This is a genomic window from Bosea sp. RAC05 (assembly GCF_001713455.1).
Taxonomy (GTDB): Bacteria; Pseudomonadota; Alphaproteobacteria; order Rhizobiales; family Beijerinckiaceae; genus Allobosea.
The window spans coordinates 198,227-221,558 of record NZ_CP016463.1; the positions used below are offsets into that span (position 1 = coordinate 198,227).

A 23,332-nucleotide genomic window follows, 5' to 3' on the forward strand; every position below is an offset into this window, starting at 1 on the left:
ATCCATGGCAGCCCAGATCTTCTTCTACGTGAACAGGCTCGATGCCTTGTCATCTGCCGGCAGGCCCAAGCTGCTGCCGGCACTGGCTTTGCCGGGCGTGGAAAACGACGAGCTTGACCGGCTGAACCGGATCCTGCCCCGGTTCATCGTCGGACATGAGAGTGATGGCTGGTCGGCAGCCCTGATCGCGCCGCCGCTGCGCCAGATCTGGTTTGCCGAGCGAGACGGGACGCTTTCGCTGCGCAGGCTCGAAGGCGATGCCAGATTGGCTCGCGACATCTGCAGCTGCGCCTACCTCACCCCGCCATGCGATCTGTTCGATGACGGCGCCGAACTGCCCCGGACGTCGCACTACGCGCATCTGTTCCAGGGGCAGGGCCATCCTGGTCCTGTCTGGGGATCGCAGGCTGCTTCAGCCAGGGCACCGCTCTCACCTGCGGCCGTCCTTGCGACCAGCGCGCTGGCGGCGTTCGAGCAGGCACTCGATGCTGACACCCTGACCAGTCTCGACTTAACGGGCAGCCGCCTGGCTGTCACATTCAACCTGCTGACCAGTCCCGCCTTGAGAAGGCTTCAGGCAGAGCAGCAGGCCGTTCGGTTCCTGTTGTCCGGAAAGCCAACCACCGGTGCCATAGCGGCTCTCGCGCGCCTCGCCAGGGGTGAGAGCCTGACGGCCGTCGTTGCCGATCTATTCGAGGTTCGCGCCGCGGCGGCGCGGCGGCTGATCGCCTATCCATGGCCTGGTGCTGACACGGCGTTCATGGCTCATCTCGGCAACGGTATCGACACGATGCGCCGGGCTGCAAAAGCGCTGCATCAGAGCCAGGGGGCAGAACCGCTATCGTTCAATGCGCCCGTCGCGGTGGCCATGTTCGAGATCGTCGAGAACGCAATAGGCCGTGAGCAGGGTTCGTTGCCGTCGATTATCCCTGTTGAAGCGCTTCATGGGGCTCTGGGGTACAACGGACTGTTCCATCCTCTCAAGGATTGGAGCGTCAGGGACGCCGTGCGTGACCTTGGCTTGAACCTCATTGGCCCGCTACTCGGGCAGGGATGCCAGCAGCAGCCCAGTGCAGACGAAGTGAGGTCTGTCACCGAGCTTGCGCTGCTGGGAAGTGACCCCGTGCAGATCAGCGCCATGGCTGAGGCCTGGCACCGGCGCCATGACAGCGTCCGGAGGGCACTGGACCTGGAATTCCCGCGGCTCTCGTCCGATCGCCGATCGAGTTGGCCCGCCCTATTCGCCGGTGAATGGCATTCCGGCATGCGCTCGATCACGGCTCTGTCGACTCAGGAAGCACTGCAGGAGGAAGGCCGGCTCTTGGGCCATTGCGTGGGCTCATACGCTCCCGAAGCCTGGCTACTGCGATCGCACATTCTCTCGTTTTGCGATCATGCCGGGAGGCGGCGGTCAACTGCCGAGGTGAAGTTGGTCGATCATGACCATCGGATTGAACTCGTCGTCGTGCAGCACGCAGGCGCGGAGAACAACGAGCCAGACAACGACTGCAGGCAAGCTCTCGCCGCTCTTTGCGAAAGCGTGAAATCAGGTCTCCTCACAATCGACTACCAGGCGATGGCTCAGGAGCGTGCTGCACGGCGCAGGGTATCAGGACCCTTCGGGCCGGCGGAGTACGACGCGACGGCAGTAGGAGCACTCACGCGGGCGCATCAGCTCTACCGCCCTCTCCTGCCCCGCCGTCTGCGCCGCATGAGCCTCAGTGCCTTTTCAGGCCACGTCATGATGCTGCTCGACTGGATGAGGGCCCATCGAAAGCCAGAGTCACCAGAGCCTCGCGCGGCGCCCGTCCAATTGGCCGCCTGACGCCTGAAAAGACGCGTTTCTGAAGAGTCTGAGTGACTCAAGCTAGTCGGGTTTTGCCTTGAGCAACGCATCGTGGACGCCGACGTAGAAGGCACCCAGGAACCGGGTCCAGGGACGGACCTCCGGCGCGAAGCAGCAGGTCGTCAGACTAGCAAATTTGGGACCTCAGAGGAAGGGGAGGAACTTCCCGCAGGCGACAATGCCCTGCTTGTCCTCGGAGACGTAGTGAGCCGTCAGGTCGGAGCAGGCAGGAACCGTGTTGGGCTGGCGACCCTCGATGAAGATGCGGACATCGCACTCAGGTCGACCGCACAGGCTGCCGCCAATGACCATCGAAAGGGTTGCAGGACCATAGATCGTCTGCACGCTGGCGACATAATGGGTCATGTCCTTGAACAGCGCTGGCGCATTGGCCTTGATCGGAACGAGCTCCGGCCAGGCCTTGAGGATGTCGGGATCAGACTGCGCGCTGCGAGCCTGGTAGGCGATCGGCGAGCTCTGCGGCACGGGCGTCTGCGCAAGCGCGATCCCCGCCGAAGCGACCAATACCAGCGCTGTCCTGAAAAAGCCGTTCATGGTCGAATCCCCGAGTTCAGTGAGAGTACCTTAGCACGCGTCCCCGAAAGGTCGAAAGGACAAGGAATTTCCATCCTTAACAGGCGACAAAGGAGTGAGCTTTAGATCGATTTGGACATAGGCAAGGATCGTGGGTAGCATTCGGGAACAAATCCTTCGGATGTGATCATGAATCGGATTCTGCTCCTCGCCTCGGCCGCATGGATTGCCCTGTGCATTCCGTCTTTCGCGCAGACGCCGCCGGCGAGTTCATCCAGCTCATCGGAAAGCTCGGGGAGCTGTGCCGGCTCCCAAGCCTTCCGAGATCGAATTGCTGGTAGCGAGTCCGCAGGAAGCGGGAACTATCAGGCGCGCAACGGCAGCTATTACGGTCGCTACCAGATGGGCGAGTCCGCGCTGATCGATGCCGGCTATATCAATAAGGGTGGCGGCTTCAACGGCACGAACGGCGTCAACAGCTGGGGCGACTTCCTCAAGAACGAGACCGCCCAGGACGACGCCTACAACAAGTACCTGGCCAAGAACTGGACTTACGCGAAGGCGGCCGGATACGACAAATTTGTGGGCCAGAAACTGCCCAACGGCCAGACCATCACCCAGTCAGGCATCCTGATGGGGATGCAATTCGGCTCCGTGCGTGTCGGCAACTATCTCAATGGCGGCATGCAGTGCAACGCGGCGTCATCAGACGGCAGTGGCACCTGCGTCGGGACATTCATCGGCAAGGGAAACGGCATCGACATCTCTTCGATCACGGGATCGAAGGATGGGGGCTCCGGCGGCGACAGCTGCTCGAAGAAGACCGAAGACACCAACAATCTCGACAAAACATCGAAGACCTGCACGCCGACCGTGCCGATGCTCCAGAACATCCCCTGCGAGAAGTACCCGGCCGCGCTCCAGGGTTTCTGCCAGAAGTACAAGCCGCTCCAGATGAACATGTCGGAGTGCAATTCGGCGGAGAAATATGCCCAGTCGGCCGGCAAGGGACAGCGCGAGAACGAGTGCTCGCAGCAGACTTTCCAACGCGGCACCTCTGCCTGGTCGTTTGTGCTGGCGTGCTCCTACGCCAAGACCGACCAGGGCGCGACGGGTGATTCCGAGGAGGCCAAGAACAACCCCTCGAAGTACTCGTCCGCAGGCAAAGGCGGCGGCGGTGGCGGCGGTGGCGGTGGCGGTGGTGGCTCGGTTACCGGCGCGGCCGACGACCCGAAATGCATCGACCGGCTGAAGGCAAAGGTGCCGGACATCAAGGTGCTCGGCCAGGCCAGCTTCGGATCCTTCCAGGGTCAATCCTGCACGGTTCCAAGCGCCGTCCGCTATCGCGGCAAGGCCATCGACTTCGGCCAGGAGTTGACGATGGACTGCTCGCTCGCCGAGCAGATGGAGAACTTCGGCGAGGCAGCCAAAGGCGCCGGTCTGACGCGCATCAAGTCGCTGGGAACGATCAGCTGCCGCGGTCAGACCACCAGTGGCGGCAAGCTGTCCTCGCATGCCGTCGGGAAGGCTCACGACATCGGGGTGTTCTACGCCGGCGGCACCTATGACACCTCGCAGTTCTTCTCCAACCCGGAGGTGAAGTCGTTCATGCAGGGGAAAATCATCCCGATCGCCTGCGCCAAGTTCCGAGGCGTCCTGGGCCCGATCTTCTACATCAACAAGGGCGGCTACAAGCACCTGCACGTCGAGAGCCAGACAAAGGGGACGACCGAATGCAGCGCAGTCGGCATCAATGCCAAATCGAACGGAAGCCCGTGATGAAGAGGGTGGTGCACATCGCCTTGCTGGCTTCGCTGGCTCTGGGGCTGACGGCCGGACCAGGTCGATCTGAGCAGCTGATGCTCTGGGCCGGGCCGAACGGGGCGCAGTCGCCTTCTCTCTTCGACGAGCCCGAGATCATCGCCGATGAGAAGGCTTCGCGCGATGCAGGGTTTCGGACGATCCAGACCGGTGACTGGCCGTCGGAAGAGCGCACCCAGATGATCCGGGAAAAATTCGTCGAGCCCCTCGCCAACGAGGCCGGAGCCAGCATCATCGGCATCACCGACTATGCGCTGTTCGACCTCAACGGCGACGGATACGACGACCTGATCCTGTTCCCGAGGATCGTCGATGCGAAGTCGACTTTCTCGGAAACCCAGGATGGCCCGCGGGTCGTGATTTTCACCTTCGATGGCGAGTCCTGGAAACGATCACTCGACGCATTCGCGGTCGAGGTCGGCTACCGCCGGGTCGACATGGCCTATGGCGTCAAGCGACATGAGATCGCGCTGATCCACGGCGTCGGTTTCGAGCGGCTGGTTTGGGACGGCGAGCGCTTCTCGAAGACGAAATAGACGTCTGAAGAACCGACGATCCATTCCTTGAACGACTCATTGTTGTCGGTCATATCTCAAGGACAGCGTTCGGAGTGAGAGTCGCCGATTCATCAGTGCATCCAAGGGCATTCCCCTCACATGAGCCACGACCATCCTGGTGAAGTGAACGGCTCTTCCAGGGCGCCTGGGGCAGTGAAGCGGGTCGACGACAGTGCCACCGACGTCACCAGGATGTACCTGAACGACATTGGTCGCCGGCCTTTGCTGACACGAGAAGGCGAAGCCGCCCTCGCCATGCGTATCGACGCCTCGCGCATCGCAATGCTGTCGACGCTGTTTCGAACTCGAACCTGCTCGCCGATCGTCAAAGGCTGGGTCGAAGGCGTCGAAACCGGCAAGGTCAAGCTTGAAGCGATCTTCGCGTTGCGCGACATCCCCCTGCCAGATCTGGCCGATGACGACGGCGTCGATCCGGTCTTCCCGGTTGCTGCGGATCTGATCGACGAGGACGACTTCGCCACGGAGCTGCCGGCCGAGGCTCTGGCGGAAATGCGCATGCTCATCGACGCGGCCGTCGAGCTGATGCAACCCGGACATCCTGTTGACGCACGGGCCTGTGCTTTGGCCTCGAGGTGGATCTCGGCGCGATTGGATGCCGTCAGGCTCGACGAGCTCAGCCGCCCGTTTGAGGACCTGAGCAAATCGATCGAGGCAGCAGGAATCCGTCTCGGCAAGGAAGCGGTGGCCGCCGGCGCCGATCGGGCACTCGTGCTGGCGCTGTGGCGAAACGGCAAGGTGAAGACGCTGCGCGGAGATAGCCTGTCGCAACTTCGTGTTCTGTCTAATGCCTGCGGATCCGAGGTGGGTCAGATCGACGAGATGCTGGACGCCTGGGGCATGTCGTGGCCCGATTACGTCTGGGCGCGGGAACGCATGACGCAGGCACGCCGTGAGCTGACGTCGGCCAAGAACGAGATGATCGCCAGCAATCTGCGACTGGTGGTCTCGATTGCCCGACCGCTCGCAAACCGTGGCCTTGGCCTCCTCGACCTCTGTTCAGAGGGCAACATCGGTCTCATCCGAGCCGTTGAGAAGTTCGATGCGCGTCGAGGCTTCAAGTTCGCGACGTACTCATCGTTTTGGGTGAGGCAGGCAGTCTCACGAGCCCTCGCCGATCAGGGTCGGCTGATTCGTGTGCCGGTCCATACCGTGGAGAAAGCTGTCCAGGTCCGACGCGCGGCCGACATCCTCCTCCGCGAACTCGGACGCGAACCGACATTGGTCGAGCTGTCGGAGAAGGCAGGCGTCTCGATCGACACACTGCGCAGGATCCAGTCAATGACCCGCGATCCGGTGTCGCTCGATGCGCCGGCCGCGGATGGCAACGACACCACTGTCGGGGAGCTGGTTGAGGATCGCGCCAGCGTCGGCCCAGAGCACGCTGCCGCCCTGAGCGAGACACGGCGCCTGGTATCTTCCGCAATGCTACGGCTCTCGGCCCGCGAAGAACGGGTCATCCGGATGCGCTATGGAATTGGCCTGAGCGATGCTCACACCTTGGAGGACTGCGGCGAGTTCTTCGGTGTGACGCGCGAGCGGATTCGCCAGATCGAGGCAAAATGCCTCTCCAAGCTGCGTCATCACAGGCGATCCAGCTCGCTGCGTGAATTGCTGGACGATTGATCCATCCGCGGAAAGGATCAGTCGTCCACAGCTTGTCAACAAACCCTTCACCAGGTTCCCGGGCGACGTTGGAAGTCGCCTGCAAAATGTGCCAGATGGTAGGGCATGACAAACCCCAATGAACCCCCTGCCCTCACCCAGACCCAGGTCCTCGCCAATCTCGCTGCCGAGCGGGCGTTCACACGCCTTGCGAAGCTGGCGGCCGACGGCGTCGTGATTGCCGACGAAGGCGATTTCGTGGATCGGGAGATCACGGCTGTGCTGAAGGCGGCCGAAGATCGAAGCGCTGGATCGGTCAGTGCCCACTGAGGACGCGCTTGTTCAAGCGCTGAAGCTCGTCGACAAGGTCGGAGACATTGCTGACGCAGATCTATCTGGTCCGCGTCAGGTAGCGATGCGCGAAACCGTTCTGCGCAAAGGGATGGCTCGGTGGTCGCCTGACGCCGGACGCTTTGTCCTCACGTCGACGGGGCGCGCCAGGCTCGTGGCACGCCCCAGGTCAGGGCCTTCGACAGTGCTGGCGTTTCCCAGCGATCGCGTCCCGCGGAAAGCGGCTCACAAAAGCTGATGTCGGCCCGCCTCAGCGCTTCGTCGCGTCAGGCACCATCGCCATGATCTCAGCAAACGCGACCTTGTAGCTGATGCGCCGGCTGGCCGCGTAATCGACGAACTTGTTGTAGTCCTCGATATAGCAGCGGATGCCGAGCTGCTCGACCTGCTCGGTGTCGGCGTCAGCCTTGCGCAGCTTGCGCTTTTTGATGACCTGGATCTCGTCGTCGGCCACCTCCACTCGCTCGCGGCTCGTATAGCCGTGACTGGCTGAGACCTTGTCGACCGCACTGATGCTGTCCTTCGGTCGCGCGCCCTCTGGAATGTCGCCAAGGGTCTTTCTCAGACCTGCGAAGATATCGGTAACGCCGGCTGAGGCTGGCGCGGGCTCAGGTTGCGTCATGTTCGTGTCTGGGTTGGAGAGTGTGAGTGCCATTGGTTCGCCCTATCTTAAGCAGCAACAGCGCGCGGGCCATTTGCGGTTAGGAGCAGCTGAATAACCTCACGTGCGAGGCAAGCAGCATTTTCGATCGCTGCCGGAATGCCGTTGACGGCCTTCGGATCCAGCTCCTGGAGTGTCTGCCCGTAAGTGAAGAGGCTCGCGAAAGCGACACGCTGGTTGAGGCGCGTCTCCAGCATCGGAACGTTCATGGCCTTCAGCTGGCCGAGAATGATCATCTCGTTCTTGGTGGGGATGAGTGGGCTGGTGCGGGTCATAAGCATCCAGTGCGGAATCGGGCGCTCCAGGACGTGCTGCTCGTCGGCGATGAGACCCAACGCTCTGGTTGCTTGATGAGCGTCGACCGCACTCGCCTGCATGCAGATGAGGGCCATGTGAGTCCTGGTTAAGGCTCGCGACGCCAGCAGGCTGGCGGATCCTTCGAGGTCAACGATGACGAATTTGCGCTCATTGGCCTCGCGATCAATGACACTGGCGATGTTTTTCTCCGTCACGCCGACGACGACGTTCACCGGTGACGGCTCCGTGCGGTCGTTGGCCCAGCGCTCGATCGGATGATTGGGGTCGGCGTCGATGATGGATACGCTGGCGCCCAACGCTGCGAGCGTTGTGCCCAACACCAATGCCGTGGTGGTCTTCCCGCATCCACCCTTCGGCGATGCCATCGTAATGACAGGCATGATTCGGCCTCCTATGCCCTGCAATCAGTTAAAATTGCCCGGAAGCCGTTAATTTCAGCTTAACGCTTACGGTTTGGGAGGAGGAGCTAGCGCAGGTTCCCAGTCTCTCCCAGGCATGACCAACGCAACAGAAACTGGGGCAAATCACCCACCCCCCTTCTATAGCACACGATAGCCTGGCGTTGAATACCCGATGGTCCCTGCCGCGCTCATGCGATGGGCAATGCGACGACCTGAAATGATATGATACCAGATGGTATCAACTGGGATCACGTGACAAGTGAGCAAACCAGACCGCATGATGAAGGGGCATCGGATCCGGGGTGAGGCGGATCGAGCCGATTGCAGATCGAACCGTCTCTTTGGCAATGGGGCCATACGATGCGAGGGCAAGACGAAAGAGTGGATGGCATAGCGCACCAGGTGATCGCGCACCGAAGGTGATGATGCTGAATGGACAAGGGTGATCGGACACCACAGCGCATCAGACGAGACGTGATGACGACTGTGCAGAGAGGATCATCTCGCGCCTCATCGAAAGAGAGGGGAGCGTCGAGCCTCTAACCTTCCCGGAGGATCCTCGATGACCGGCTTGCGCCGTGAGCCATACCAGCTGAAGACAGGTGCCTGCAGCGCGTCGGACATGCGATCATGACCGAACGGCAGTCAGAATAGCGTTACCGCAACCCGAAATAGATCGGCGAGCGTCATTCCGAAGCCTTGGGCGAACAGCCAAAAAATGGAACATAATCAGGCGGTTGCTGGCTGTTTGGAGGGTCAGATAGGGCCATTTTGAGAGACTTGCCGCGCCTCAGAGCTGCTTCGGTGCAATCATGTCCGCCAAATCGCGGCCCTTCAGCGAGCCCTTGCTGGCCTTCTGGCGGGGCGAGCGTCCGGGCCTGGAGCAGGCCGGCATCTCATTGCTGTTGAGAACAGGCGATCGCTATCTGGACAGATCTCCATGACTCAACCCAACTGCGGTTTCGGTTGAGGATGACGTAATGGAGCTCGACGAGAAGGCGCCTCGGCTGCAGGCGCCGCAATTGGAATGGGAACGATTGCTCGATCCTTTGAACAAGGCGGCAGACAGGATTGCTCGCCTGGATGAACGTTTGAGAACGAGTTCCTTGGCAGAGGGCTGGCGGTCCCGAACAGACTTTCGCGAAGCTCAGGCTGCGCTGTGGGTGGACGGCGTCCTGGTCTCGGTCGAAGATCTGGTACTACGCGACGCCGGCATGGATATCCGCGCGCCAACTCCGGAACTGTCGCGCGCCATGGTAGCCTACGGTTTGCGGCGTAAAATCTGGCGGTCCTCTAAGGATTGGGCGAACTCAGAAGAGGGCAGGTCTGCCATCCTGGGGCATCTCGACGGAGCATCGCGGCCGCGGGAGGTCGACGACTGGTTCGTGCCAAAGGCAGATCACGCTGATCGGCTGACGGAATGGACGGAATTCGTTCGAAAGATCGAGGGGTTGTCGCCATTGATCCGGGCCGCTCTGGCACTCGATCTTTGGAAACGAACGGAACCGTCCGAGCGCTCACCATGGGCGGGAGCAATGATGGTTGGTGCTCAGATCCGGGCCGCAGGGGCCACAACAAGCTTCCTCCCTCTGATCAACATCGGCCTGCGGGAAAGCCAGTTCAATTTGCGGCGGAACAGGGAATCCAGCGCGACCGACCGAGCGATCTGGATCCTCGAATCCTTCGCCGTCGGGGCCGATTATGGTTTGGCGGAGCATGATCGGATGGCGCTGGCTCGTGAGACGCTTGGAACGAAATTGAAGGATCGTCGGACATCGTCGCGCATGCCTGATTTCGTCGATCTCGTCCTGTCTCTGCCGATTGTGACCGTGCCGCTGGTTGCCGCCAAGCTGAAGGTATCTCCCCAGGCAGCACAGGTGCTCATCGACGAATGCGGCTCGCTACTGCGAGAGGTTACGGGCCGCCGGCGCTACAGAGCGTGGTCGATCGGCGTCTGATGACGTTCGACTGCATCCACGATATGCATCTTGCCGGGGCATCAATCGTTGCTCGCCGACAGATCTGAACGTACAATCCTTGGCGTGAATCGCCCGAGGCCCGTTATTGTTTTGCCCAACACCGATCCAACTGTAGCGAATGGCGGCCGCACGCGTCGTGATGCTGTCCTGACGGCCGTCTTCGCGGCCGCGCTGCCGTTGCTCGGCTGCAAGTCGGAGAACCGAGAGTTCAATGCCTCGGCAGCGAAGGGCGCCAATCGCGTCATGTTCGCCGATGCCGTTGCCTGGCAGGATCTCGATGAGCGCTCGGCCACGATCGCCTTTGTGCCGTTTGCGCTCACTCAGGAGCAACGCCATGCCATCATCGCCGGGCGTGGCGTCGAGCCGGCACTGGCGTCGCAGGAGCCTATGCTGGAGGTTCGCATCGAACTGAAACCAGGCATGGGTGCGTCCACAAGGCGTATCGTGCCCGACAACATCGGCGCTGTCGTATTCACCTTCTGGCATTTCGACGAACCACCCGCGGTGATCACCGTCCGCAAGGATCAGTGGATCCCTTCACCCGAGATCGAGCTCGTCGGTTTCGATGGCGACCTGAAGCCGGGCGGGTGGATTGTCGGGACGGTGCGCAGCAGCAAGATCCACCGCAACATCCGCGGCAGCGATGACGCCTATTCCGTGAACACGTCGATGGCTCAGACGCTGGTCTGAACACCGCGGATCGACTTGCTGGCAGATGCGATGAAATCGCCGGCTGCCGCGCGGGGGTCGACGTTGATTTGAGTGTCGACGCCCAGCGAGCGAGCATGCACGAGAGCGATCCTCTGTGCGTAAAGCCTGATTTCGTGATTGGCTCTGGCCCAGGACAGAAGCAGCGGAGCGATTTCGCTGTGGCTGAGCCTCCGCCCGGTCGCGACGCGCAATGCCGCGAGCGCGCTGCGGTGATGGTCTTTCATCATCGCGATGCGATCGATGCGGCGACCAGGCGCCTCGAGGATGTCGATCAAGCGATCGAACTCCTTCTCGATGGCCTGTCGTTCCTCTGGAGTGAATGGCAGGCTCATGGTTCTGCTTCCGATGTCGAGGTGAGATCGGCCCTCGCCGGTGGCAGCGTCAGGTATCCGGCTGCCCTCGCACGCTCGCAGGCTGCGAGCTCATCGAGGCTTTCGATGCCAAAATGGTCGAGGAAATTCTCGGTCGTCGACCATGTCAGCGGACGACCCGGCCCGTCACGTCTGCGACCAGGTCGAACGAGGTCGGCCTGCAGCAGGGCATCGAGAATGCCAGGCGAGAGCTGGACAGCTCGGATCCGCTCGATCTCGCTTCGAGTGACCGGCTGAAATGCGGCGATTGCAACCAAGGTCTCCATCGCGGCCCGCGTAAGGCGCGGGGGAGGGGGGACGAGCTGTCGAGCAAGGTCAGATACCTCGATCGACGTGCGCAGCATCCACCCTCGTGGCGAGCCATGAAGGTGAATGCCTCGGCCGACGTAGTCGCCGGCGAGCCTGGTCAGAACGTCGGTGATTGCCTCACCGCTCCCGGACACCGCTTCGACCAGCTGGTCTTCGGAGACCGGGGCTGCCGCATTCAGCAGGATCGCCTCGACCACGTATTTTGGATCGGGATCGCTCATGATCGGGCCTCTTCGATCCGTCGGATGCCGATAACGACGGGGTGCTGCTCGACCTCGACGCGCCCCCGTTTCGCGAGTTCCAGAGCAGCCACATAGGTCGAAGCGATGCGCGAGCGCGCATGAATGAGGTCGTGGGGTGGCTCGGGGGAAACGAATTCCAGCACGCTGGCGAACCGGTCGGTGGGAACGTCGGCCTTGCCCAGATGAGCGATGGCGTCCTCGACGGTCAGGACGTGGTGTGGATTGCGTACGGGGGCCTGCTGGGGCACCAACGTGTAGCGCGCCTCTTGGACATAGGCGCTGAGGATCGCATGCAGACTGGCCTCCAGGCGCTTCCCAGGGCCCTTGGCGGCATCAGGCAGACCAGGGCCGAAGCAATCGATACCGAGCCTTGCTCGTCCGCCCAGAGCCTCTGCAATCGAGCGGATCGCATCGAGACGCCGCAGCCGCACAGTGAGATCTTCGACGACGGCTTCCGCCGCGGCGCGTTCGTCCTTGGGGACAGGCAGGAGCAGCTTGGATTTGATGAAGGCCAGGTTGGCCATCATGACCAGCCAGTCGGCGGCAAGTTCCAAGCGCATCTCCCGCGCCGTCGTCATCCAGAGGATGAACTGGTCGACAACGTCCAGTACGGAGATGCGCTCGATTTCGACCTTCTTGGCGCGCACCAGATGCAGCAGCAGGTCGAGCGGGCCCTCGAATGCATCCGTCGTCACGACCAGCACATCGGCCGGATCGCGTCCGCTGGCGAATTCATCGTGGGCCATCGTCACGAAAACTGATCTCCAGATACGAGATGGCCCGGCCCCAGCAATCGAGCAGGGACCGGGCCAGATCCGACCAGTGCGATCGTCAGAACTTCCAGCCGATGCCGAGCTTGCCGACCTGGGTGAGGGTGTCACCCTTGAAGCCGGCCGCCGGCAGCTTCACCTCGGCGAAGTCGACGTCGTAGCCGATGCGCGCGAACAGGTTCTGGGTGATGGCGTGTTCCATGCCGGCGCCGACCTTCAGCCCGCCGTTCCACTTGCGCTCACGGAAGCCGAGCGACTCGATCTCGAACTGGGCGTGGGAGTAGCCGACCTTGCCGTACAGCATGGTGTCGCGGCCGAAGTAGTAGCCGAGACGGGCCGAGCCGCCGAGCGCCTGCTCGCGGTTGACATCGGTGTTGAGGCCGAAGTTCGACGTCCGATGCTCGGCGTTGGAGACGTCGTACTCGCCCTCGATACCGATGTAGAAGTTCGTCATCTTGAAGCCGTAGCCGAGGAACGCGCCACCGGTCACGCCCTTGAGGCCGATGTCGGTGGAGTTGCGCCCGAAGCCCGGCCGGGTGTTGTCGAGCTCGATGGTCGATGCGACGCCGCCGGCGGCGATGCCGGCGTAGAAACCGTCGAAACCGAGGCTCTGGGCCTGGGCGCCGCCGGAGATGGCGGCGAGAGTGAGGGCAGTGCTGGCAGCGAGGAGGAGCTTCCTCATGGTGGTCGAGTCCTTTCCGGGTTCGGCCGGCGATTCCGGCACCGAATGCTATGAAGAGGACAGCCGCCAAAAGGATTGTCAACGAAGTCCATTAGGCTATCCACGGATGCCAAAGGACTGTGGCTTTGATTATAGGATCGATTTAGCCGGGGATAGGACAAATCGCCCTTTGTTGTCAGAAGGTAAAGGCTGACGATCCTCCTGGCCGCGCCGGGCCGGGAACGACCTTCACCGCGGTCTCGGGTGAATAGGTGGCCTTGACCATCGCCTGCGCCTCATAGCCGACCCACATTCCAGCGGCCATGCACCCAAGAGCCGTCAATACGAATCGAATCGTGCCCAGTGTCTTGCGCGGCGGGGGAGGGGGCGGGCGTTTGCGAGGCTTGCCCGCCGGTCGCGGTTTGGCTCGTGGAGCAGTCGCGGCAGGACGAGGCGCTTTCGGCGACGCCAGCGGTGCGAAATTGGGGTCGATCCGGGGCATGGGCCCCAGGCCGGTCGGCTTTTTCTTGCGGATCTGAGGAGACGTCATCGTCAGCGTTCCGGTGTGCTGGTCATTAGGTTGCTGGGTCAGGCCTGCTATCGTTTCCGGAATGGAACGACCGTCGAGGCTTCCTGCTGCCAGCGTTGTTCAAGCGTGTCGGTTAGCTCGGCAACGATGGATTGCGCCGAGCGAGCATGGAAGTCTCGCCCCGAATCGGTGGTGAAGTCGATACCTGCAATCCTTTCCGCAGGAAGCCCCGCCCGATTGCCTTCCATCATGGTGACGGTGGCATGAGCCATGTATTGCTGTCCTGAAAGATGGGACAGGTCCACCACCCATGTGTCGATGCTGGCGAGTGATTTGAGGTGGCTGCTGGCAGCCTGAAGCTGGCTCGACAACGCTTCCTGGCCGATCCGATTGACCAGCATGCGTCGCTTCTCGATGGCCTCACGGACCTCTTCACCGAGACCGTTGATGCCTGCCATCCGGACAAAATGAGCCTCATGGAACATCGAATGGCAATTCGGGCACAGAGTGAGGACCTTCTTGAGCTTCTGGACGCCGATGCCGGTGCGCATGCTGGGCACCGACCAGTCCCAGACCTCGTGCGCCTCGATCGTTTGCCTGCGCTCCTCGGGCTGCGAAATGGCGTCGGCAATGAAGCCCTTGCCGCGGCCGCCACAGATGACGCAGCGATGCCCGCTCGAAGCATAGACAGACCGCCGAATGTGCCCCCAGCTATCCTTGGACATCACGCCCCAAAGGTTCTGTGAGCTGGCTGCGATCGGGATGGGGAAATAGTCGAACGGCGTCGGAACGGGCCGGTAGGCAAGCGGCAGCATGTCCTTGAAGGGCGCCAGATCCATATCCCGGGTGACATACCAGGGCGAGGCGCCCTGCGGCGATTGCGGGTCACGCCGAGCGCCGAGCCTTGCGGCCATCGGGCTGAGTGTCGAGGGGATTGGCAGGAAGATAGGCTGACCGCGCGCCGGCTGGCCGTTGGATCCCAGGATTGCAGGTCTGGTGATGGCGGCTTCTCTACGGCGCGCATCGGCAATGACCTTCGCCTGCGCCCAGTTACGAACCACCGCGACGGCCTGGCGTGCCAGGGCCTCGGCTTCGACATGCCAGCGATCGGCGCGCTTGGTTCGGAGCGCCTGAACAATTCGCCCCTGAACGACGCTCGCCTGGTCGGTTATCTCTCGTGGTGGATGCCCGAGATCGGGTAGCGCGCGCGTTGCCTTGCCGATGTGGTCGAACGTTTTCCGGCAACGCTTCGTATCCAGCTCCACCGAATTGATGGCCGAATGGATCGCATCGAGGCGCTGGTCGACGATGCGCCGCGATTCGATCTCTGCCTGGCACCGGGCCTCGAACCGACGGGAGAGCGCTGCTGTGCCCGGCAAAAGGCTGAACGAGCCCCACAGGCGGGCCTTGAAACGGAAATCCGCGGCCGCATCGACATGGGTCTCTCTCTCGGCCTGCAGCGTGCGCGAACGCACGACGAGTCGGCCGCGCATGGACTGTGCGGCCTGCTCTGCTGCCCTCACCAGCCGACCGGCGTCCACCAGAGAGCGGCGGACAATGTCGAGCGCCTCCATCTAGCCTGCCTCGCGTTGCGGTACCTGATCCTCGCATCGCTTCTGGAAAGGACCAAGAACCAATAACTCAATCCATGGGGAAAAGGTTCGCTCGTGCTTGACCGTCCTTTGAATCTCACGGAAACATCATGGGAGAAATTGAGCCACACCAGAATCGGCAGAGCATGTCCGCGATCCGTTCGATCCTTCTCCTGACGACGAGTCTTGTGCTTGGCGCCACAGCGCTGGCTCAGGTTCCCGGTCAGGTGAGCCCGGCGCCTCAAGGTTCGCCGACAATTCAACGTCCCGCACCGCTGCCGGGTCAGCCTTCGCCGGCCTCGATCAGCCAGCCTGTGAACCCTACTGTTCCAGCGCAGGCCCAGGCACCGCAGCGGCCGGCAAGCCCTCCGCCCGTGGATTCCCGCGAAAATCCTTTCTTGACGTCGACCACATCCGAAGAAGAGCGGCGCATCGCCGACCGCGAGCGGATGCGCTCTGTCGTCAGGGAAATGTTCCCTGAGATGCGAAGCATGATGCAGCCCGACATGGCTACGCTTCGTCAGCAGCTCACAGACGACACCAAAAAGCAGATGGCCGACGCCCTGGCGAAGGTCCCTGCAATTGCCCCGAGTGCGCCTGCCTCACCTCAGCCGCCTGGCTCAGCCGCGAAGTCGGCCGCCAAGCTGCCCGAGAAGGCGAAGTTCATCGGATGCGTAAACGGAAAGGCGCTCTATCGTGACGGCAACCAAGGCTACAACTTCTTCTGGACTGGACCTGAAGCGGAGGTTTTCGGCTGCATCGCTCCTTAGCGTCGCGACCGCGCTGGCCGTTTCGGGGTGCGCCCAGAACCTGCCTGAGCCGGGCCGGCTGCCGACGCAGAGCGAGGCCGTGAAGGCAACCAAGGAGCGCTTCTACCAGGACGGTGGAATCGTCCCGATCAACCGGGTGCGCGTCAAGGCGTCCTCGATGCAGGCGAAGTCGATGCGTCAGGGGATTTCCCCGGCGTTGCGCGCGCGGCAGATCAAGGTGCAGTTCCCTGGAACGGACGGAACGCTGGGCGATCTCGTCCAGACGCTGTCGGCTGCCGGCATCCAGGTCGCCTTCAGCTGGGGTGATCGCGGCGGCGGCACCAATGCCCCGGTGGCTCCAGGCGCTGCGCCGCGTCCAGGAGCGGCGCCCGGCGTGGTGGGTGGTTCAGGCAGCACGAATGGCGATGAGGTGCTTCGCAAGCGCCTGCCGTTCCCCCAGTACGAGGGAACGCTCGGCGGTCTGCTCGACGCGCTGAAGACGGGCTTGGGCCTGGTCTTCTGGCAGGAAGGGAACACGATCTTCCTGTCGGACAAGAACCGTTTCGCGATCGCGCTGCCGCAGAACGAGGACATCCTCAAGAACATCTCTGAGTCACTGCGCTCGCTCGGGGCGACCGACGTCGTCAGCTCCCTCGACGCCGGCAAGATTGTCTACTCGGCCAATCCCGCCATCCAGGACGATCTGATCTCGCCGTTCCTGAAGCGCACGGTAAAGAACCTGGCGACTATCGACCTGCAGGTCGCGGTGGTCTCGCTCGCCATGAACGACAAGTCGGGCCAGGGCTTCGACTGGTCGAAGTTCGGCGCCATCATCGATCAGCGTTCGGCTGCGGTCACGCAGGCCAATTCCGTCGGGACGCAGACCACTGCGACGGCTTCCAATACGGCCACGACGGTTGGGTCGAGCCTCGCCTCGGCCGGCACCGGCGTGGGCAGCGTGGGGCAGACCGCGCAGCAGACCACGTTGCTGCCGACCAACCCGATCAACCAGAAGGGCGGCGTCTTCGATCTCACGAAGGACGGCATCATCCTGGGCACCACAGGTGTGGGCAAGGCCTTCGGCGTGTCGACGGTCAGCTCGATCTCGACGGCCATCGCCTTCCTGTCGACCTTCGGCAACACGAACGTCACCCAGAACGTCGAGCTGCGCACGCTGTCCGGACGTCAGGTCAAGATCCGCTCGGGCGACGAGATCCCGTATGTGAAGGGCATCGGCGTCGGCAATCTCGGCAGCTCGGCTGTCCAGAATTCGAACCTCAGCGGTTCGGGTGCGTCCAGCAACAGCCAGCTCGGAACGGCTCAGACGGACACCGTGAAGACGGGTCTGACAGTGGAGATGGTTCCTCGCTTCGATTCCGACTCGGAGCTCGTCACCACCGAGCTGAAGATGGAGCTGAAATCTGTGGTCGAGTTCATCCAGCTCGACGCCGGCAATCAGCTCGGCAGGCTGACGCAGCCGCGCACCCAGGATCAGGAGCTGTCCAACATCGTTCGCCTGCGGGCCGGGCAAACGGTCGTGATCGGCGGCATCCAGTACGATCAGGAGCAGTTCGACGGCAACGAGCCGACCTTCATGCGTGACCGCATGCGTCAGACGAGCCAGTCAGCCGGCCTTCGCTCGCAGACCGTCAATCGCAATGCGCTCTTCATCATCCTGCGCCCGGTCGTGACGACTTACGAGCCGGTGGAGTGAGCATGACCCCCGAACCCGAATTCGGCGCCCCGACGAAAGCGGTCATCGGCTGGCTCGAACCAGGCGGTTCGAGGCGCGACACCATGGAGCATGTGAAGGACTACGCGGCGAAGTACTTCGATTCGCCGAACTCGGCCTTCTATGCGGTGATGCCGTTCCTGGGCGGCTGGCTCTATGAGCTGCAAGAGAACGGCCCTGGCCTGTCCTATCTGCCGGCGGCGGCCCAGGCGATGGCCGATCGTCGCGATCCGGCGTGGTTCCGGGTCGGTCAGCGCGCGTTCTCTGTCACCATGCGTGACAAGAAGCCCTACTGCGTCATGAAGCCGGAAAAGGAGAGCAAGGCGCTCTTCGACGCCGAAATTGGCAGGCTCACGCCCCGCGGCAAGATGAGCAGGCTCATTCGGCGCGGCACGGGAACGCTGATCGTCGGCTCGACGCTCTTCGGCGCCGGCGGCACCTTCATGGTCGCCTCGGGCATCTTCTACGTGATGGTGACCAGCATCTATCTGCCCGAGATCAGGCGCCTCGACGTGCCTCAGCTGCCTCACCGGGCATGGACGCAGGTCGACCGGATCCCGCCCAATCTCTACGTCGAAGCTCTGCGCTTCCAGAACAACCAGTGGACGACGAGCATCAAGCCGATCGTCTCGCGACCCTTCGCCCAGCGTCCCTCAGAGCCCATCCCGGGGCCCGCCCCGATGCCATCGACAGCCCCGGCAACGGCACCGCAGCCGATGCCGATTGTTCCGCCTCCCATGGAATCGCCAGCCAACGCCGCCCAGGCGCCATCAGGGCCGCCACAGGCGCCCAGACCTGTCGTCGTCAGCCCCAACCCGCCCGTGGCGGCCCAGCCGGCGCCAATGCCCGCTCCTCCGCGGCCGCTGTCGGCCATTCAGCCCGTGTCTGAGGCAGGGAGCCGGAAATGAAGGTGAGAACCCTTAGCGGCATCATTCTGGGATTGGCCGGCGTCGGCATGTTTGCGGCCGGCGGCGCGGTGCTGAGCCAGGCGCTCGATCGCGATCGCGCCAACGAAGATCTGAGCCGTCGCGCGGAACTCGCATGTCGGACAGAGCTGGTGAAGTTTGCCCGCGTGACGCCGGCCGGCAACATCTACGAGCTCGACTTCGGTGAGGTGCGAGACGACCCGCGGCAGGCCCTGGCGGACGCCACCACGGCGCTCGCCGCCTGCCCGACCCGAACGATCATCGACATGTGTCTGGGCGCTGCCTGCAATCCGACCGGAGGGCAGGGGCCGGTCCGGCTCACCATGCGGCTCGGCAGCATCAGGAAGTGAAGCGAGGCGTTCGCGGTCTCATGCAGACCAGACACTCACGAGACGCGGCCTTCAGCGGTCGCACAGGAGAAACCATGGATTCCTACATGAAGTTCGCGCGGCTGATGGATCGTGTGCTGGCCGTTATCGGCATTGGCCTCGCGATCTGGCTCACATGGCGCGACTGGCCCAACCCGACGTTCTGGACCTGGATTGCCATCGCCATGGCGATCTTGGCCGTTCCGCTCGCCTTCTTCGACTGGATGGGATGGATCCGCCAGAACGTCACGGGCCGCTTCATCCGCGTCCGTCGCTGAGGTCAGCGCGATGGGCATTCTCGACCTGTTCCGCCGCCGCGAGCCTGAACTGACGCCACCCGTTGTCGACGAGCACGGGGTCACCGGCGGCCTGATGGGGGATGGCGAGCGCCACCGGTTCGCCGAGTGGCTGATCGAGCGCAAGCTCGCCGAGCGCGATCACGTCGTGGCTGCTCTGATGGAGCAGCGAGTGACCGACGAGCGCATCGGCGCGACGCTCGTGCGCAACGGCTTCATGCAGCAGGATGCCCTGGTCCACTCGATCCTGGAGTTCAATCCGGACCGCATCGCTACCGAAAAGGTGACGACCTCGCGCATCCCGGTGGACATCCTCGAGGCGAAGTCGATCATCATTTCGGCCGACGTGCGCGGAACGCTCTACATCGGCACGATGAGCGACGAGGCAGAGGTCACCGACATCTGCAAGACGTACTATCCCGAGAAGCAGGTCCAGTTCGTGGCGTTCCTGCCCGAGCTGATGCCTGAATTCATCGAGCGCGTTCGACGCACGAGCTCTGGCGTCGAGGATGTGCGCCAGGAAGAGATCATGGAGCGCCTGCTGTTCAGGGCTCTGAAGGAAGGCGCCTCGGACATCCATATCGAGCCGAAAGCGCGTTCGTACTCGGTTTTCTTTCGTATTCTCGGTGACCGCATCCTCATCCATGAGGGCGGCATCGACGAGTACAACATCATCGCGGCCCAGCTGAAGGACAGGTCGCGGATGGACCTGGCTGAGCGCCGCGTGAACCAGGACGGCGGCTTCCAGATCGAGCAGTCGGGCAAATTCATCGACCTTCGCGTGGCGACTGTTCCCGACACCGAGGGCGAGCAGATCATCGTGCGTGTCCTCGACCCCGAACGGGCACGCCCCAAGCTCCAGGATCTCGGCATTACCGAGTACAAGCAGTGGCAGCGCGGCGTCACGCGCCAGAACGGGCTCAACCTGATCTGCGGTCCAACAGGCTCGGGCAAGACGACAACGCTCAACGCCTCGCTGCGAAGCTTCGACCGGTTCGGCAAGAAGATCTACACGATCGAAGATCCGGTCGAATACCGTATCCCCGGCATCGGTCAGGTCACGGCAAACCCTCAGGTTGGTCTCGACTTCGCCCGTGCGGTTAAGGCCTTCATGCGAGCCGATCCCGACATCATCGCCGTCGGCGAGGTGCGAGACGCAGAAACAGCTCGTAACGCCGTCAAGGCTGCCGACACCGGCCATCTCGTCATCGCGACCCTTCACACAAGCTCGATCCTGTCCTCGCTGTCGCGCCTGCGAGATCTCGGCGTCGAGGCGCACGAGCTGCGGTTCAACCTGCGCGCCGTGCTGGTGCAGACCCTGGTCAAGGTGGTCTGTCGCCACTGTCATGGGACAGGGCAGGATCCGGAGGATGCGGCGAAGCTCTGCCCGGTCTGCCACGGCGGCGGATACTCGGATCGAACGATCGTTTCCGAATGCGTGTCGTTCAGCGACTTCCAGTCGGTCGACAGGATCATCGCGATGACCAAACCCGGCGCCCAGTTCGACGGGCCGCTGCCATGGCGAGAGATGATCGACGACGCCATCGACAAGATGGTCGCAGGTCAAACCACCATCGACGAGCTCATCCGTGTCTTCGGTTCCTATGCGATCGAGAAATGCGAGGAGCGGGGAATCGATGTGATGAAACACCGCCTCGCGAAGAACGAACACACCCAACTCCTGCTGGCAGCCTAAGGAAGCTCGGTCTATCCTTCACGAGAAACCGATTCCGGAGTTCAGTCCTTGTATCAGCTTGTCATCGCGGTGATGGTCGTCGGTATCAGCGCCATGCTGCTCTCGGGTGGCAGCAGTTACCTCAATCCGGAGTTCGGCATTCGCGCTTCCACGACGGAGCAGGCCATCGCCGGCCAGCGATCATTCGAACTCGCTTTGGCGGCCTATCGCATTGCCAATGGCGGTGCCATGCCTGGCGAAACGACGTGGCGCAACGACCTCGCTCCCTATCTGCCTGACGGCCGGCTCGTCAGGCAGCCCGGCGAGGATCTCAGAGGTGCGATGTCGCCGCCCCGGAACATGCGCTGGGAGTTCGAGAAGCGGGGTGGTCGGTATCAGTTGTGCTTGCGAAGCACCGGGCCGATCTCCGGCGCAGCCATCGAAGGACTGAAGAACACGCTGTCGCGGGCTCCAGGCACGCTCACCAACGAAACCAATGAGTGCGGGGCCCAGATTGGCAACGTGGTTTTGAAGTTCGAACTGCAGGCGGGGGCCTGAGAATGCCGAGCTTCAAGGTCAGGATCACGGGGCGCGGCGGGCCAAAGACGATCCTCGTCCAGGCCTCCGACAGCAAGGAGGCTGCGCGCATTGCGGCTCGACAGGGACGCGTCCTGTCGACGAACCGCAATATCGGCATCGACATCGTTCCAGGGATGACAGTTGGCGAGCGCCACACCTGGATGCTGCGCATGAGCTCGATGCTGGGCTCCAAGGTGTCCACTGGCGATGCGCTGCGCCTGATGGCGTCGACATTCGGCGGCAACATCAAAAAGGCGTCCGCCGGCATGCTGGAGCGGGTCGAGGCTGGCATGAGCCTGCCCGACGCGATGTATCAGGATCGGAAGAACTTCCCATCGACGACATCGGCGCTCGTCCAGGCCGGCGTGGCGACGGGTGATACCTGGCGGGCTCTGAAGGATGCCGCCGATTTCGAATACAAGATGTCGCACACCGCCCGGGGCGCGATGAAGCAGGTCTACGCTGCGATCGGCTCTTTCTTCGTCGCCTATGGCCTGCTGCTCGGAACGACGATGTATTTCGGTCCGATGGTCATGGACAACCCGATGTTCAAGAACGGCAAGGGCGTTGACGTCGAGTGGGCCAGAACCCTGGGCGACGTCTCGACGGTCGTCATGACGGCCCTGGTTGTCGTCTTCCTGCTGTTTTTCATGCTGGGCAGCGTCGGCAAGGCGGCCATCCCGAATGCTGCTGACTGGCTCATCATGAAGCTGCCCTTCTACCGGGACTTGATCCTGGCGAGGAACAACCATGTGACGCTCTACAAGCTGGGTCTTCTGGTCGGATCCGGCGTTCGGATCGAAGAAGCCCTGAAGCTGGCTGAAGAGGGCGCACCCCGCGGAGCCCTGAAGACGGATCTCAATCGAGCCAAGAAAGCCGTGAAGGAAGGGCAAAAGAACTGGGCGTTGCAGATGAAGACGCTTCATGACACCGACAAGGCAGCGTTGACGACGTCGCCAGACCGCAAGGATATCGCTCGGACACTTGATGCTTTGGCTGGGCAGTATGCCGAATTGTACAGGAGCAGGGTTGAAACACTAGGCCCCCTCATGGGCACAGTAAGTGCGATTTTTATCACACTTGCAGGCGGAGTAATGTTCGCGCAAACAATTCTTCCAATGCTTCAGCTTTCAGCTGGATTTAATTAACCTACATGTGGCCCGATATTCGTTTTCTAATATAAATACGCATCATATATAGTTGAATAACGCTGAGAAATAAATTCGACAGTCAATATATTTATAAGTGAACGGTGCTCGCGTGACAAGCCGCGGTATTTGTTCGGGCTAGGTCGAGCGCCACGGCATAAGAGGTGCTTGCGTCCACATATTAGACCTGCAAGTCTGACTTACCAGATTTGGGGGCGTCCAGATGCGAGACTTAACCGTCAATGTTAGGTCGGAGCCGCTTCATCCGCAGGCGCGCGCGCTACCTGCCGTCCTATTGGCTGTGATGTTTTGGGTGTTGGGAGCAGATGACTCTTCGGCTCAGCAAATCACGGTCGTCGATGCGCAGTGCAGGGCAAATATCATAGCTGCATGTTTGGCGTACAACAAAGAACGTCCTAATCACTGTCCACTAGGCGCAGTTGCGGTACTTGGCCCCGTTGGAGACGCTATATGCCCCGATGGCCCCGCTTCGTCAGGGAAAGGGTCGATAGCGGAACAGTGCATTATTCGAGCGGATGCTCATGAGGCTCGAACCTGCTTGAGAACGATCGATCTGCCGTCT

General features: G+C 62.2%; 24 protein-coding genes. 15 read left to right on the forward strand and 9 right to left on the reverse strand.

The features are described 5' to 3' along the window. Positions 1–4 precede the first annotated feature (4 nt). The gene (locus BSY19_RS01005; RefSeq protein WP_069052450.1) at positions 5–1,825 is read left to right on the forward strand and encodes a PcfJ domain-containing protein; all 1,821 of its coding nucleotides are present in this window, start codon (positions 5–7) and stop codon (positions 1,823–1,825) included. Positions 1,826–1,990: 165 nt separating this feature from the next. Here the strand turns inward: BSY19_RS01005 and BSY19_RS01010 are convergent, their stop codons facing one another. Further along, the gene (locus BSY19_RS01010) at positions 1,991–2,401 is read right to left on the reverse strand and encodes a hypothetical protein (RefSeq protein ID WP_150129361.1); all 411 of its coding nucleotides are present in this window, start codon (positions 2,399–2,401) and stop codon (positions 1,991–1,993) included. 168 nt (positions 2,402–2,569) lie between these two features. Between BSY19_RS01010 and BSY19_RS01015 the strand changes: the two genes are divergently transcribed. The 4 genes from BSY19_RS01015 to BSY19_RS01030 all read left to right on the forward strand — a co-directional run bounded on the left by BSY19_RS01015 (position 2,570) and on the right by BSY19_RS01030 (position 6,711). Beyond that, positions 2,570–4,159, forward strand: a complete 1,590-nt coding sequence (locus BSY19_RS01015; protein WP_150129362.1) for an extensin family protein — start codon at positions 2,570–2,572, stop codon at positions 4,157–4,159. After that, on the forward strand, positions 4,159–4,737 hold the full coding sequence (locus BSY19_RS01020) for a hypothetical protein (RefSeq protein ID WP_069052453.1): 579 nt from the start codon (positions 4,159–4,161) through the stop codon (positions 4,735–4,737). The genes BSY19_RS01015 and BSY19_RS01020 overlap by 1 nt, the downstream gene beginning before the upstream one ends. Before the next feature lie 120 nt (positions 4,738–4,857). Continuing rightward, positions 4,858–6,402 (forward strand): sigma-70 family RNA polymerase sigma factor, encoded by a 1,545-nt coding sequence (locus tag BSY19_RS01025; protein ID WP_083247304.1) that lies wholly within the window; start codon positions 4,858–4,860, stop codon positions 6,400–6,402. A gap of 105 nt (positions 6,403–6,507) precedes the next feature. Then, complete coding sequence (locus tag BSY19_RS01030) at positions 6,508–6,711, forward strand: hypothetical protein (RefSeq protein ID WP_069052455.1); 204 nt, start codon at positions 6,508–6,510, stop codon at positions 6,709–6,711. Between the two features lie 271 nt (positions 6,712–6,982). On the opposite strand, the gene BSY19_RS27275 is transcribed toward BSY19_RS01030, so the two are convergent. Further along, positions 6,983–7,387 carry a hypothetical protein gene (locus BSY19_RS27275; RefSeq protein WP_150129363.1) on the reverse strand — a complete coding sequence of 135 codons (405 nt, stop codon included), beginning with the start codon at positions 7,385–7,387 and terminating at the stop codon, positions 6,983–6,985. A 14-nt stretch (positions 7,388–7,401) separates the two neighbouring features. After that, positions 7,402–8,091 carry an AAA family ATPase gene (locus BSY19_RS01040; protein WP_069052457.1) on the reverse strand — a complete coding sequence of 230 codons (690 nt, stop codon included), beginning with the start codon at positions 8,089–8,091 and terminating at the stop codon, positions 7,402–7,404. 1,001 nt (positions 8,092–9,092) lie between these two features. Between BSY19_RS01040 and BSY19_RS01045 the strand changes: the two genes are divergently transcribed. Continuing rightward, positions 9,093–10,070, forward strand: a complete 978-nt coding sequence (locus BSY19_RS01045) for a DUF1612 domain-containing protein (protein WP_069052458.1) — start codon at positions 9,093–9,095, stop codon at positions 10,068–10,070. Between the two features lie 111 nt (positions 10,071–10,181). Next, complete coding sequence (locus tag BSY19_RS01050) at positions 10,182–10,781, forward strand: hypothetical protein (RefSeq protein WP_069052459.1); 600 nt, start codon at positions 10,182–10,184, stop codon at positions 10,779–10,781. Here BSY19_RS01050 and BSY19_RS01055 read toward each other — a convergent pair. The 6 genes from BSY19_RS01055 to BSY19_RS01075 form a co-directional block, all read right to left on the reverse strand. Beyond that, positions 10,766–11,134, reverse strand: coding sequence for a hypothetical protein (locus tag BSY19_RS01055; RefSeq protein WP_069052460.1), 369 nt, complete (start codon positions 11,132–11,134; stop codon positions 10,766–10,768). The two genes, BSY19_RS01050 and BSY19_RS01055, sit on opposite strands and share 16 nt — an antisense overlap. Continuing rightward, entirely contained in the window at positions 11,131–11,703 is a 573-nt protein-coding gene (gene scpB / locus BSY19_RS01060) for an SMC-Scp complex subunit ScpB (RefSeq protein ID WP_069052461.1), read from the reverse strand. Before scpB ends, BSY19_RS01055 begins: the two co-directional genes overlap by 4 nt. Further along, complete coding sequence (locus BSY19_RS01065; protein WP_069052462.1) at positions 11,700–12,470, reverse strand: segregation and condensation protein A; 771 nt, start codon at positions 12,468–12,470, stop codon at positions 11,700–11,702. Before BSY19_RS01065 ends, scpB begins: the two co-directional genes overlap by 4 nt. 85 nt (positions 12,471–12,555) lie before the next feature. Next, positions 12,556–13,176, reverse strand: a complete 621-nt coding sequence (locus BSY19_RS01070; protein WP_069052463.1) for an outer membrane protein — start codon at positions 13,174–13,176, stop codon at positions 12,556–12,558. Between the two features lie 175 nt (positions 13,177–13,351). Continuing rightward, positions 13,352–13,480, reverse strand: coding sequence for a hypothetical protein (locus tag BSY19_RS28485; protein ID WP_257785724.1), 129 nt, complete (start codon positions 13,478–13,480; stop codon positions 13,352–13,354). A 272-nt stretch (positions 13,481–13,752) separates the two neighbouring features. Further along, positions 13,753–15,258, reverse strand: coding sequence for a hypothetical protein (locus tag BSY19_RS01075; protein ID WP_069052464.1), 1,506 nt, complete (start codon positions 15,256–15,258; stop codon positions 13,753–13,755). 164 nt (positions 15,259–15,422) lie between these two features. On the opposite strand from BSY19_RS01075, the gene BSY19_RS27280 reads away from it, so the two are divergent. The 8 genes from BSY19_RS27280 to BSY19_RS01115 all read left to right on the forward strand — a co-directional run bounded on the left by BSY19_RS27280 (position 15,423) and on the right by BSY19_RS01115 (position 22,749). Further along, the gene (locus BSY19_RS27280) at positions 15,423–16,046 is read left to right on the forward strand and encodes a hypothetical protein (RefSeq protein ID WP_150129365.1); all 624 of its coding nucleotides are present in this window, start codon (positions 15,423–15,425) and stop codon (positions 16,044–16,046) included. A gap of 79 nt (positions 16,047–16,125) precedes the next feature. Further along, on the forward strand, positions 16,126–17,739 hold the full coding sequence (locus BSY19_RS01085) for a hypothetical protein (protein ID WP_069052466.1): 1,614 nt from the start codon (positions 16,126–16,128) through the stop codon (positions 17,737–17,739). 2 nt (positions 17,740–17,741) lie between these two features. Continuing rightward, a complete protein-coding gene (locus tag BSY19_RS01090) occupies positions 17,742–18,665 on the forward strand; it encodes a hypothetical protein (protein ID WP_069052467.1) in 924 nt (307 codons plus the stop codon). Next, on the forward strand, positions 18,662–19,033 hold the full coding sequence (locus BSY19_RS01095; RefSeq protein WP_150129366.1) for a hypothetical protein: 372 nt from the start codon (positions 18,662–18,664) through the stop codon (positions 19,031–19,033). The genes BSY19_RS01090 and BSY19_RS01095 overlap by 4 nt, the downstream gene beginning before the upstream one ends. Positions 19,034–19,107: 74 nt before the next feature. Next, positions 19,108–19,329 (forward strand): hypothetical protein, encoded by a 222-nt coding sequence (locus BSY19_RS01100; RefSeq protein ID WP_069052469.1) that lies wholly within the window; start codon positions 19,108–19,110, stop codon positions 19,327–19,329. Further along, the gene (locus tag BSY19_RS01105) at positions 19,226–21,043 is read left to right on the forward strand and encodes a GspE/PulE family protein (RefSeq protein ID WP_236840357.1); all 1,818 of its coding nucleotides are present in this window, start codon (positions 19,226–19,228) and stop codon (positions 21,041–21,043) included. Before BSY19_RS01100 ends, BSY19_RS01105 begins: the two co-directional genes overlap by 104 nt. Positions 21,044–21,091: 48 nt before the next feature. Continuing rightward, the gene (locus BSY19_RS01110) at positions 21,092–21,580 is read left to right on the forward strand and encodes a hypothetical protein (RefSeq protein WP_069052470.1); all 489 of its coding nucleotides are present in this window, start codon (positions 21,092–21,094) and stop codon (positions 21,578–21,580) included. Positions 21,581–21,582: 2 nt separating this feature from the next. Further along, entirely contained in the window at positions 21,583–22,749 is a 1,167-nt protein-coding gene (locus tag BSY19_RS01115; protein WP_069052471.1) for a type II secretion system F family protein, read from the forward strand. Positions 22,750–23,332 lie beyond the last annotated feature (583 nt).